This window comes from Bacillus sp. 3G2 (genome assembly GCF_044324725.1).
In the GTDB taxonomy this organism is placed as follows: domain Bacteria; phylum Bacillota; class Bacilli; order Bacillales; family Bacillaceae_G; genus Bacillus_A; species Bacillus_A mobilis.
Map to the genome: position 1 here is coordinate 3,137,205 of NZ_CP172246.1, position 13,146 is coordinate 3,150,350.

11 protein-coding genes are annotated in these 13,146 nt (G+C 36.6%); 2 read left to right on the forward strand and 9 right to left on the reverse strand.

The annotated features are described in order from the left end of the window. Positions 1 to 117: 117 nt before the first annotated feature. Positions 118 to 1,002: a DMT family transporter gene (locus ACHZK0_RS16110; RefSeq protein ID WP_395760670.1), complete on the forward strand. Its 885-nt coding sequence runs from the start codon at positions 118 to 120 to the stop codon at positions 1,000 to 1,002. 47 nt (positions 1,003 to 1,049) lie between these two features. Here ACHZK0_RS16110 and ACHZK0_RS16115 read toward each other — a convergent pair whose 3' ends face one another. Further along, positions 1,050 to 1,871, reverse strand: a complete 822-nt coding sequence (locus tag ACHZK0_RS16115; protein WP_283790538.1) for a pentapeptide repeat-containing protein — start codon at positions 1,869 to 1,871, stop codon at positions 1,050 to 1,052. A 195-nt stretch (positions 1,872 to 2,066) separates the two neighbouring features. Here ACHZK0_RS16115 and ACHZK0_RS16120 point away from each other — a divergent pair, with 195 nt between their 5' ends. After that, the gene (locus tag ACHZK0_RS16120; protein ID WP_001207873.1) at positions 2,067 to 2,240 is read left to right on the forward strand and encodes a DUF1272 domain-containing protein; all 174 of its coding nucleotides are present in this window, start codon (positions 2,067 to 2,069) and stop codon (positions 2,238 to 2,240) included. 71 nt (positions 2,241 to 2,311) lie between these two features. Here the strand turns inward: ACHZK0_RS16120 and ACHZK0_RS16125 are convergent, their stop codons facing one another. The 8 genes from ACHZK0_RS16125 to ACHZK0_RS16160 all read right to left on the reverse strand — a co-directional run bounded on the left by ACHZK0_RS16125 (position 2,312) and on the right by ACHZK0_RS16160 (position 13,031). Then, on the reverse strand, positions 2,312 to 3,379 hold the full coding sequence (locus ACHZK0_RS16125; RefSeq protein ID WP_395760671.1) for a lactonase family protein: 1,068 nt from the start codon (positions 3,377 to 3,379) through the stop codon (positions 2,312 to 2,314). Positions 3,380 to 3,500: 121 nt separating this feature from the next. Then, complete coding sequence (gene gntK / locus ACHZK0_RS16130; protein ID WP_262743036.1) at positions 3,501 to 5,042, reverse strand: gluconokinase; 1,542 nt, start codon at positions 5,040 to 5,042, stop codon at positions 3,501 to 3,503. Positions 5,043 to 5,173: 131 nt separating this feature from the next. Continuing rightward, positions 5,174 to 6,499 carry a gluconate permease GntP gene (gntP, locus tag ACHZK0_RS16135; RefSeq protein WP_262743035.1) on the reverse strand — a complete coding sequence of 442 codons (1,326 nt, stop codon included), beginning with the start codon at positions 6,497 to 6,499 and terminating at the stop codon, positions 5,174 to 5,176. A 388-nt stretch (positions 6,500 to 6,887) separates the two neighbouring features. Beyond that, a complete protein-coding gene (fsa, locus tag ACHZK0_RS16140) occupies positions 6,888 to 7,556 on the reverse strand; it encodes a fructose-6-phosphate aldolase (protein ID WP_000667692.1) in 669 nt (222 codons plus the stop codon). Positions 7,557 to 7,665: 109 nt separating this feature from the next. Beyond that, positions 7,666 to 8,559: a phosphogluconate dehydrogenase (NAD(+)-dependent, decarboxylating) gene (gene gnd, locus ACHZK0_RS16145; protein WP_262743034.1), complete on the reverse strand. Its 894-nt coding sequence runs from the start codon at positions 8,557 to 8,559 to the stop codon at positions 7,666 to 7,668. Positions 8,560 to 8,671: 112 nt separating this feature from the next. Beyond that, complete coding sequence (tkt, locus tag ACHZK0_RS16150) at positions 8,672 to 10,666, reverse strand: transketolase (RefSeq protein ID WP_395760672.1); 1,995 nt, start codon at positions 10,664 to 10,666, stop codon at positions 8,672 to 8,674. A 39-nt stretch (positions 10,667 to 10,705) separates the two neighbouring features. Further along, positions 10,706 to 12,190, reverse strand: a complete 1,485-nt coding sequence (gene zwf, locus ACHZK0_RS16155) for a glucose-6-phosphate dehydrogenase (protein WP_262743032.1) — start codon at positions 12,188 to 12,190, stop codon at positions 10,706 to 10,708. A gap of 349 nt (positions 12,191 to 12,539) precedes the next feature. After that, the gene (locus ACHZK0_RS16160; RefSeq protein ID WP_262743522.1) at positions 12,540 to 13,031 is read right to left on the reverse strand and encodes a glucose-6-phosphate dehydrogenase; all 492 of its coding nucleotides are present in this window, start codon (positions 13,029 to 13,031) and stop codon (positions 12,540 to 12,542) included. Positions 13,032 to 13,146: the final 115 nt, after the last annotated feature.

A 13,146-nucleotide genomic window follows, 5' to 3' on the forward strand; every position in this document is an offset into this window, starting at 1 on the left:
GAAAACGATCAACCTGTAGGCCGCCTATAAACTAAGGCGGGCATTCATATAACACATAACACTATGCCTCGTCTTAGGGAACTCATAATACCCTAAAAATAGACGGAGGTACTTTACATGAAACAAACAATTTTAGGAGCTATATGTTTATCATTAGCAGCTAGTATATGGGGCGGTATGTATGTTGTTAGTAAATACGTACTTGACTTTATCCCACCACTGACACTCGTTTGGCTACGCTTTATCATAGCTTTTGTTGTTTTATATGCAATTTTGAAAATAGCTGAGAAAAAGCAAAAGAAGAAAGTAACCATTCACAAAAAAGATTGGCTTTTATTCGCTTGGATTGGATTTATCGGATACTTCATTTCGATTACATGTCAATTTATCGGAACAAAATTATCGGACGCTCATACAGGCTCGCTAGTAACATCAGCTACACCTGCATTTATGGTTATATTTGCAGCGATCATTTTAAAAGAAAAGCTAACCGCTCGCAGACTGCTATCTACTATCATAGCGACAATCGGCGTCATTATCGTCATTGGATGGGATATTGAAATTGACTCCTATTTTATCGGTACAATCATATTAGTCGGTGCCGCTATTACGTGGGCTTTACTATCCATTTATGTAAAGATTGCTTCAGTTCGATTTTCATCTTTAGTGATTACAACGTACGCCATATTCTTTTCACTCTTTTTCATTACACCTTTTATGATATGGGAACTACAATCAACCTCTATCGAAACAGTAAATACGTACGTAATATTAGGCGTAATTTACTTAGGTGTCGTCTCAACGGCAGGTGCCTTTTTCCTTTGGAATAAAGGATTAGAATTAATGGACGCAAGCATCGGATCATTATTTTTCTTCTTCCAACCTATCGTTGGATCATTGCTCGGTTGGCTGCTCTTAAATGAGACATTAAATAGTAACTTTTTTATTGGTGGTACTCTTATTATATGTAGCGTTTTAATTACTACTTTTGAAAAGAAATGAAAAAAACAGGCAGAGATTTTTAATCTCTGCCTGTTCGTATACACGCTTTACGCACTCCAATGCGATGGACGGGACAATAATTTCGGTAATTTCGTATGTTTGTCCCCTCTCGCCGCATTAACTTGAACTTGCGTCAGAAAAATACTATTTGTAAAATCTGCTCCGCGAATATCTGCATCTCGCAAATCTGCTCCGATAAGATCTGCTCCTCTTAAGTTTGCTCCATTTAAGTTAGCCGCAATTAAGTAAGCCCCTCTTAAATTCGCTCCTTGCAAATCTTTCTTCTTCAAATTTGCCCCCATAAGGTCTGCTCCGCGATGACTAATTCGTTTCTTACGCGTTGCATTCATTTCCTTCCAAACTAACTCACTCGTTTCTAAAAGTAACACATTCACTTCTGCACGGTGTAACGGGATATTTACTTTCATTAACTCGTCCGCATTTAAATTCGAAAGTTGCTCTGTCTCTTCAATCGCTTTACTTAATTCTTTATGAATCGATTGTGTCGCCTTCAATAGAATAGCCTCATTCAAATACCACAGTATTTCATGAAGCTGATGCATAACTGGAAAAGCATCGTACATTTTTCTCGCATGCTTAGCATCTTCCCGCCAATCAATCCCGTTAAATGTAACTTGCGAAATCTTCTGCCCAGCACCGAAACACTCAAATACTGTACAACCTTTATAACCTTTTCCTCTAAGATTTTTATGTATGCTACATTTATAATCCGACTGCAAATTAGAACATGGCTTCCCACCATCTTTATTCACCGCAAAATCTACCGATGCTGCGAATGGTAACGCCACGCAACATAGACCGAAACATTTTTCGCAGTTTGCTTTTAAATGATCGTTATGATTAGTCAAAATGTATACCCCCTGTTGTCTTTTAACTATTTCATAATATTCCAACTGCACTAAATAATCAATTTTAAAATAAAATAGCATCTTTCATTTCAATTCATAACTTTATCCTGCAATTTCCTTTCAATTGAAAAAGACAGTCTCTATCTAATGAATTATAATTAAATTATAAATATTCAAATTAAAAGGAGACTTACTATGGCACTACAAATGAAAACAAACTGTCAAATTTGCGATCAATCTCTCGAACCAAATTCTGAAGCTTACATTTGCGTATATGAATGTACATTTTGTGCACCATGTACAGAAAAAAGAGAAAACGTTTGTCCAAACTGTGGCGGCGAACTAGTACGTAGACCGAAGAAGAAATAGAAAAAAGCAAAGCGATATCGCTTTGCTTTTTTACTGTTTTTGGGACATATAGAAATTCTACCAATGACAAATTAAACGTTTAAAAACTTCACACAAACAGGCTCTGGTACAACAACATCAGATTGGATAAGCGTTAACTTTCCTGTCGTTTCATTTCTTGAAAATAACACAAGATTATGCGACTTTTCATTTGAAGCAATAAGAAACTTTTCAGTAGGATCTAGCACAAAGTCTCTCGGCCAATTTCCTTCTGTAGATGTATGTGCAACAAATGTAAGCTGACCTGAATTTTGATCCACACTGAAAACAGCAATACTATTATGACCACGATTACCTGCATATACAAAACGGCCGTCAGATGAAATATGAATCGCACTTCCTTGACTATTCCCATCAAATTCTTCTGGAATCGTAGAAATATACTGTAATTCTGTAAATGTTCCCTCTGCTGGATTATATGTTAACACAATAACCTCTGAACTAAGCTCCGTCATCACATACGCATACTTTCCATTCGGGTGAAAAGTAATATGTCTCGGGCCACTCCCTGGATTTACAGATAAACTATTCACTTCTGTTAATGTACTACCTTTTATATCATACGTAATTAATTTATCTATCCCTAAATCAACACCCACCACATATTTTTCATCTGGCGTATATCCCGCGTAATGTGCATGTGGTTTTTCTTGGTTTTCTTTATTCAGACCTGAACCTTTATGCGTTATAATAGAGGTCGCAGGATTTACAGATCCATCTTCTTCATTTACTGCGAAAGACTCAATCGTTCCTTTATGATAATTTGCTGTAACTACCGTGTGATTTCCACTATCAACACTAATATGACAAGGAGAAGCCCCTTCTACCACTTGTCTGTTTTCTTCCTTTAGCTCTCCTGTTTTACTATCAATCGAATGAGCAGCTACACCACCAGATTTTCCTTCCTTAACAACGGAATAGAGATATTCATTCTTTCGGTTAATCGTTACATATGTAGGATTATCTAGCTTTGCCGCAAGTGTTACATTACTAATTTTTTTTGCTTCCGTATCTAAAGTAAACTTATATATTCCTTCACTATTTTCTTTCGTGTACGTTCCAACATATCCAATAAACTCTTTGTTATCCTTCATTTTCATAACCCTCTCTCCCTATATTTTTCGCACATCGTACTTCTTAAAATATTTTATGTTGAAAGAGTATCCTAAAAAAATTGGAGTACCTCTTTATACGTTACCATATTTTCCTGTTAAATAGCCTTTAAACCCACTTTTTTTGGTACGCTGCTATACTTTCATATTCTTCTTCCAATTGACGGGACAGACGAATGTAGATTGGTGTTAAATCTTTATATTTTTCCACACTTTCCATGTTTGGTTCATGGTGGAAATTCGCCCCAACCATTTCAGATACTACGCATAATGTATCTATTTCACCTAAACTATATAAACCGAGGATTGCAGCTCCTAGGCAAGAGCTTTCAAAACTTTCCGGAACATATACGTCTTGATGGAAAATATCCGCCATCATCTGTCTCCAAAGTTCCGATCTTGCAAAACCGCCTGTCGCTTGAATTTTTTTCGGTTCGCCAATTAGCTCTTTTAAAGCGAGAAGAACGGTATATAAATTATAAATTACTCCTTCTAAAACAGCACGGATAAGATGTTCTTTCTTATGATGCAACCCAAGTCCGAAGAAAGATCCTCGTGCATTTGCATTCCATAAAGGAGCTCTTTCCCCTGCTAAATACGGATGAAATAATAAACCGTCAGATCCCGGATTCACTTTTGCCGCTATTTCAGTAAGCACTTCATATGGATCTTTTCCTAAACGCTTCGCAAGCTCAATCTCTGAAGTACCTAATTGATCACGAGCCCACCTAAAAATCATACCACCGTTATTAACTGGTCCACCAATTACCCAATGGTCTTCAGTTAAGGCATAACAAAAAATTCTACCTTTTGGATCTGTTACAGGACGATTTATTACAGCACGTATCGCACCGCTTGTACCAATTGTAACAGCCACAACACCAGGATCAATTGCATTTACACCTAAATTGGATAGTACTCCGTCACTCGCTCCTACTATAAAAGGAGTAGAAACAAGTACATTCATCTCATTTGCAAGGTCTTCATCTAATCCTATTAAGCTGTGTGTCGTTGGAACAAGTTTAGAAAGCTTTTCATCTGTAATTCCCGCAACATGTAAAGCTTCTTCATCCCATTTTAAAGATTTCAAATTAAACATTCCTGTTGCTGACGCTATAGAATAATCAATTACATACTCCTTATATAACTTATAGAAAACATACTCTTTAATAGAAATAAATTTATAACTTTTTGCGAACAATTCTGCCTGCTCATTCTGTAACCAAACTAATTTCGAAAGTGGTGACATCGGATGAATTGGGGTCCCAGTCCGTAAATATATTTCATGACCATTCATATCATTCTTTATTTTCTCTGCCCAGCTTGCACTTCTATTATCTGCCCAAGTGATACATCTCGTTAACGGCTTTCCCTTCTCATCTACAGCAATGATACTATGCATTGCCGAACTAAAAGAAACACAAAGAATATCATTCGGCTGTACACCACTTGATCGTACAGTTTCTTTAATTGTATTTATTACTGCATGAAAAATTTCTTCTGGGTCTTGTTCTGCTGTTTCAGGCGTAGGAGAATATAAAGGATATTCAATTCCATGACTTGCAATAACAGATCCATCAGTAGAAAATAGAACTGATTTTGTACTAGTTGTCCCAATATCTACACCAATCATATATTTTGAGCTCACCATTTCTTCCTCCTAACAAAAAATTGCTACCGTATCCTAATCATATAAGAACCATAAAAATATATTTATTTTATCTATTCATAACGTTATGTGCTAAAGTTGTCTTTCTAAATTCATATAAAAGTATCTTTATGTTAAACAAACATGTCGAGTAGTAAAACTCCTCCAAAAGCGATAAATGAAAGTAATGTTTCTAATACCGTCCATGTTTTAAATGTTTCTTTCACTGTTAAACCTAGGTATTCTTTTACCATCCAGAACCCAGCATCGTTTACGTGTGAAAACATGAGTGCTCCTGCACCCGTTGCAATGACGAGCAACTCTAAATTCACACCTGTCGTATTTTCAACGATTGGCGAAACGATACCAGCTGCTGTTGTTAAGGCGACTGTCGCTGATCCTGTCGCAATTCGAATTAATCCAGCTACCATAAATGCTAATACTATTGGAGATAGAGCTAAATGCTCAGACATTTGAGCAATAGCATTCCCTACACCACTATCGATAAGAATTTGCTTAAATCCGCCGCCAGCACCAATAATCGCAACAATTGAACCGATTGGTAATAAGCTATCTTCTGTTACCTTCTTAATAGCCTTTTTATCGATACCTTGACGAAATCCAAGAAAATAAAACGCTGCAAAACATGCAATTAATAGCGCAATGATAGGACTACCGATTAATGTGACAATCTTCATCAAAGTATTAGAAAGAGGCACATAAGGAGCTGCTGCAGCTAAAACCATTAACAGCACAGGTAACAAAATAACTAAAAATGAAACTCCTATTCCTGGTAATTTCGTTGATTTTGTATTTACACGAATCAATTCTGGCTCATTTTCAGGAATTACACGTTTGTGAATCCATTTCGCGAATATAGGACCAGCAATAATCGCTGCAAAAAATGTAATAATGAGTGAATACAATAGTACCTTCCCAAGGTTCGCTTTATAAATACCAATTGCAACGATTGCCCCTGGATGTGGAGGAACAAGGCCGTGTACGACAGATAGCCCAGCAATTGCTGGTAACGCTATCAATAAAATGTTTTGTTTCGTAGTTTTATGAATTGAAATTACTAACGGCAATAATATTAAAATGCCTACTTCAAAAAACACCGGAATTCCAATAATAAAACCTGCAATTAACATAGCCCATGGTAAGTTTTTTATTCCAAAGGATTTAATAAAGAACTCTGCCACTTGCATTCCAGCACCTGACTCTGCCATCATTTTCCCTAAAATTGTACCTAATACTAAAATACCTACTAAATGCCCGAGAACACTGCCGACTCCCGTTTCATAAGCACTCACTATTTTATCCATTGGCATCCCAGACATAATTGCTAAAAACAAACTTGCAATCGTTAAACTAATAAATGCATGCCATCTCCACCACGATACCCCTAAAATAACAATTACGATTGATAATAATGTAATCATTAAAAGGTACATATTCATACGCAGTTCCACCCCTTTATGTAAACCCTTTCAAAATTGCTATACAATTAAGAGAACCTATATAGTTCTTTCATGAGTAAGAATTTATATATCGATATACAAATCATCTTCACAAAATAATAATTTATACAAAAAGAATCTCCCTTATCAGAGATACATGTTAACTCACCTCTCTGATAAGGGGATTTCTCTTCCATAATTATAATGTTATTGTGATAAACGCTTCGCGCGATCAATTTTTCCTTTTTTAAAAGTGAATGACACTTTCTTCTCTGCTGTTTTCACGTAGTAAGACTACAAACTCAGGATCCAGTTTAAACGATGAAGTTACTTAGGATTTGTCCTCTCATGAAAAGCAATTTTCGGAAAGCACCTTCACTTTCATGCATTATAATTTAGGAGCTTTCGCCCAATCCGCAGCAAACTTCTCAATACCTTGGTCTGTTAATGGGTGCATAGCAAGTTGTTCAATTACTTTATAAGGAATTGTTGCAATATGAGCACCTGCCATCGCTACACGAGTTACATGATCTGGGTGTCTAACAGAAGCCGCAATAATTTGTGTATCTAATTGATGAACATCGAATAATTCAGCAATTTTAGCAACTAATAATACACCATCTTCAGAAATATCATCTAAGCGTCCTAAAAATGGAGAAACGTACGTTGCACCCGCTCGAGCAGCTAAAAGTGCTTGGTTCACAGTGAAAATAAGTGTAACGTTCGTTTTCACACCTTTTTCAGTAAGATAGCGACAAGCTTCTAATCCTGCTAGCGTCATTGGAAGTTTTATCGTGACGTTTTTATCGCCACCGTTAATTTTAATTAATTCTTCTGCTTGAGCAATCATTTCTTCAGCTGTAACAGCATCTGGAGTTACTTCTGCCGAAACAGACTCAACTTTAGGTACTGCCTGACAAATTTCTGCGATACGGTCTTCAAACTTAACGCCCTCTTTTGCTACTAAAGAAGGATTCGTTGTAACACCAGCTAAAACTCCAAGTTTATATGCTTTTTTTATGTCCTCAAGATTTGCAGTATCAATAAAAAATTTCATGATCAATTCCCTCCAGTTTTTAAACGTTGATGAGTTACATGTTTAATATGCTTATCCCGTAAAAGCCCGATTGGTATGGAATAAAGCCCCTATTTATTAAAGTTTCACTTTATTTCTTTTCTACTGCATGTCCGCCAAATTCATTGCGCAGAGCTGCTACAACTTTTCCTGTAAATGTATCATTGTCTAATGAGCGGTAGCGCATTAATAGAGACATTGCGATAACAGGAGTTGCTGTTTGAAGGTCTAATGCTGTTTCTACTGTCCATTTTCCTTCACCAGAGGAATGCATAACGCCCTTAATTTCATCCAGTTTCGCATCTTTAGAAAATGCATTTTCAGTTAACTCCATTAACCAAGAGCGAATTACTGAACCGTTGTTCCATACTCTTGATACTTTTTCATAATCGTAGTCAAATTCACTTTTCTCTAAAATCTCAAATCCTTCACCAATAGCAGCCATCATACCGTATTCAATTCCGTTGTGAACCATTTTTAAGAAGTGACCACTACCAGCTTTTCCAGCATATAAGTACCCATTTTCTACAGCTGTATCACGGAAGATAGGTTCAACGATGTCCCAAGCTTCTTGATCTCCCCCGATCATATAACAAGCACCATTACGAGCGCCTTCCATTCCGCCAGAAGTTCCTGCATCCATAAAGTGAATGCCATCTTTCTTTAGTTGCTCATATCGGCGAATTGACTCTTTATAATGTGAATTACCCGCTTCAATTAAAATATCTCCTTTTGATAAAAGTGGTGTAACCTCATCAATAACAGAATCAACAACAGCGTGTGGTACCATAACCCAAAGAATTCTTGGTGATTGTAATGACTGAACAAGTTCACTTAAATTAGATGTACCTGTAGCACCGTACTCTTTCATTTCTTCCACTGCACTTGAATTTAAATCAAATGCTGCTACCTCGTGTTTATGATCCATTAAATTTTTCCCTAAATTTAATCCCATTTTACCTAAACCAATTAATCCTACTTGCATAATATAATTCCTCCTCAAATCATCTTTTATTAAAAATTCATATCACTACGATTTTGAATACCTTTCAGCATTGATAAGTTGATCTGTCCAGAAAGGTATTCACATTCATAGCTTAAGAATTCAACACATTTTTTGTAATTTGAACAACATTTTCTGTCGTAAATCCAAATAGATTCATGACTTCAGCTCCAGTTCCTGAAGCTCCAAATGTTTCAATCGATAATATTTTTCCTTCTTGTCCTACATAACGCTCCCATCCAAGAGATACACCCATCTCAAGCGATACTCGTTTCGTTACAGAAGACGGAAGAACAGATTCTTTATATTCTTTCGATTGGTGATCGAATAGCTCCCAACTCGGCATTGCAACGATGCGAACAGAAACTTGTTCTTCTTCTAATTTTGCTTTCGCACTAGCAGCTAAAGAAACTTCAGAACCTGTCGCAATTAAAATTACATCCGGATTTTCATTCGTTTGTGTTAATACGTAAGCTCCTTTAGAAAGATTCTCTATGTTCGCTTTCGTTTCATGAAAAACCGGTAAATTTTGACGGCTAAGTACTAAAACGACTGGACCATCCGTTTGCTGTAAAGCATACGCCCAAGCACTCGCTGTTTCATTTGCATCTGATGGGCGGATAACTGTTAAACCAGGAATTGCCCGAAGAGCTGCCAATTGTTCAATTGGTTCATGCGTTGGACCATCTTCTCCTACAGCGATCGAATCATGTGTAAATACGTAAGTAACAGGTAACTTTTGCAATGCAGCAAGTCGAATGGATGGACGAAGATAATCATTAAATACAAAGAATGTACTTACGAACGGTTTTACTCCTCCATGAAGAGCCAGTCCATTCGCTGCCGCGCCCATTGCATGTTCACGTACACCAAAGTATATATTTCGGCCAGCATACGATTCTACCGCATACACTGCTTCACCTTTTATATCTGTCATCGTAGAATGCGAAAGATCTGCACTTCCACCGAAAATAGAAGGAATCGATTTCACATAATGATTAATAGCTTCTCCACTTGCAACGCGAGTTGAAATCGTTTTATCAGTATCGAAGGATAAAATGTCTTTCGCTTCGATTAAAACCTCACCAGTAATCGCTTTTTCTAATTCATCTGCTAGTGCAGGGTTCGACTCTCTGTATAAGTTGAACTGCTCATTCCATTCGTTCTCTTTTTCAGTACCTCTTTGTTTCAGTTCATTAAAATGAGCTGTTACTTCTTCCGGCACAAAGAAGTCTTCCTCATAATGCCAACCATACACTTGTTTTGTCGCTGTCGCTTCTTCTACTCCAAGCGGGTTACCATGTGCTTTGTTCGTTCCAGCAACTTTTGGACTTCCGTAACCTATAATGGTTCTAATTTCTATAAGAGTAGGTTGGTCCGTATTGTCTTTCGCTAATTGAATCGCTTTTGTAATAGCATCAACATCGTTTCCATCCTCAACTCTTACATATTGCCAATGTGCAGATTCTACCCTTTTCTGAATATCTTCAGAAAAAGCAATGTTTAATTCACCATCAAGTGAAATTTCATTTGAATCATACAGCACAATTAACTTGCCAAGTTTCATATGCCCCGCCATTGACATCGCTTCATAAGCGACACCCTCCATTAAATCACCGTCTCCAACTAAAGCGTACGTATTATGATCTATAATAGAGTGACCATCCTTATTAAACTTCGCTACTAAATGCGCTTCTGCCATTGCCATTCCGACAGCATTGGCAATTCCTTGTCCTAACGGTCCTGTAGTCGCTTCAACTCCAGAAGTGTGACCAAACTCAGGGTGTCCTGGTGTTTTGCTATTTAACTTTCTGAAGCTTTTCAAGTCATCAATCGAAACGTCATATCCAGCTAAATGAAGTAAGCTATATAGTAGGCTCGATCCATGTCCCGCCGATAAAACGAATCGATCACGGTTAAACCATTTTGGATGATTAGGATTGTGATTCAAATGATTCGCCCATAATGCATAAGCCATTGGTGCTGCTCCCATCGGAAGACCTGGATGACCTGAATTTGCCGCATTAATAGCATCAATTGATAACGTACGAAGTGTATTCACTGCTAATTGATTTATGTTTTGTGTCATAGTAATCGTCCCCCTAAATACCTTCATTAAAAAAAGTACTTATTTTTCCGTTTCTTGATCTAACCACCATTTAAATCCACTCTCTTGCAATAATTCATTAGACGCATCTGGACCATATGAACCAGACTCATATTCATGAAGTGGTAATAAGTTCTCCTCAAATGCTTCAAGAATTGGTTGTACCCATTCCCATGAAAGTTCAACTTCTCTCCAATGTGCAAAGAATGTAGCGTCTCCACTCACAGCATCATGAATGAGTCTTTCATACGCTTCAGGTACTCCCACATCCGCTTGCTCGCAAGTAAAGTTAATACGCATCGGTTCAATCTCTCCATTTTTCAATGGATTTTTACTATTTAACTGTAATGAAACATTTTCACCTGGGCTAATTTCAATTATTAATAAGTTAGGTTCTGCATTTGGGTTATTATCTTGATATTGCTGTTTTAACGTATTTTTAAATTCGATTACAATACGAGTAGACTTTTCTTTCATTCTTTTACCTGTTCGTATATAGAAGGGAACATCAGTCCAAAATGGATTATCGATCCACAAGCGAGCAGTAACAAATGTGTCTATGTTAGATGAAGGATTTACTCCCGGCTCCTCTTTATATGCTACAACTTGCCCGCCTTTTATCTCTCCTGAAGAGTATTGTCCACGAATAATATGGTTCTGAACGTCTTCTTTTTTCACTTTACGAAGCGTCTCCATTACCTTTCGTTTTTCCTCTCGAATTTCACATGCGTTAATTTTTTCCGGCAGATTCATAGCAGTCATCATTAATATTTGTAACATATGATTTTGAACCATATCTCGAATGGCTCCAGCTTGATCATAATATCCTGCTCTTTCTTCAACCCCAACTGTTTCACTAGCTGTAATTTGTACATTCGCTATATGCTCTTTGTTCCAAATTGATTGGAGAACAGGATTGGCAAATTCAAGTGCTTCAAGGTTTTGAATCATCGGCTTACCTAAATAATGATCAATACGGTATATCTCGTCTTCTTCAAACGTTCGACTAAGCTTATCGTTAAGCTCACGCGCAGATTTAAGATCGTGCCCAAACGGTTTCTCGATCATCAGACGTTTCCATCCATCCGTTTTATCAAGTCCGCTTTCCTTAATATTTAAAGCGATTGTCTCGAAAAATTCAGGAGCAACGGAAAGATAGAACATTCTATTACCTTTAATATGTAATTCTTCTTCCCTTTCACGAACGACTTGTAATAATCTCTCATAGTCTTCCGGCTTACTCACATCTAATGGGCAATAGCGAAAATTATCTAAAAAACCTTCAAGTTCTGGAGTACCTTCTTCTCTATGACGGGAAAATGTCTCTATTGATTCTTTTATTCTTCCTTGAAAATCTACATGAGATACTTGACGTCTCCCAAGCCCGATAACGGATATTTGCTTTGGAAGCTTTTGATCTCTATATAAGTTATATAGTGCGGGGTAAATTTTTCGTTTCGCTAAGTCCCCTGTCGCTCCAAATAAAACAAAGGTCATTGATTCCAATTTTAGTCCCCCTCTTGTTGTATAATCCTTGTCAATACATTAAAAATGAATTGTACAGAAGCTCATGTCTTATAAAAAACAAAGAGTTATCAAATTCCAATTCTTTTTATACCTTTCGCTTTCTAATTGTCCCCAATATTAATAGTGGCAATTCAAAGCATTTCTACCACAACTTACTTATTTATAGAATTTAACAAAACATTTTATATCTAATTACTTTTAGTAATTAGATAACCTTACGTCTAGTATATTAACCACATAAATTATCATCGTCAATAAAAATGTCTTGAATTAAATATTTTTTATTCCGTAATACTTTTCTTGGAGTATTCCTAATTACCATTCATGTTCAAAGATAATGATCAATACAATAAATATCAGCTTTATCAAAACTTTTAATTACCTTCGTATTTAACTCACGAGCAGATTTTACATTATGACCAAAAGGCTTTTCTATAATGAGACGGTTCAATCCTTTTGTAGCCCATAATCCACTTTCTTTAATATTTAAAGCAATTACATCAAATACTTCTGGTATAACAGATAGGTAAAACATGCGATTTTTAGGAATGTTTAATTCTGTTTCACGCATCTTTACAAGACGCAATAAATCTTGATAGTCCTCTATATTCGCTGTATCTAATTGACAATAACGAAATGTGCTAATAAATTCTTCTACTTCTGATTCGTCATCAGTAGATATTCTAGAAAATGTAGCAAGGGATTGTTCTACCTTTGTTTGAAATTCCGCATCTGACATTACCCTTCTGCCAATACCAATAATCGAAATAGATTGTGGTATATTTTGATTACTAAATAGTTTGTATAAAGCAGGGTAAATTTTGCGTTTCGCTAAATCCCCTGTCGCTCCGGATAAAGTGAAACTTTAATCAGTGGGGTTTTGTTCATCCCCCACTGATTATCAGCCCTAACCAATCGGGCTTTTACAGGCAGTT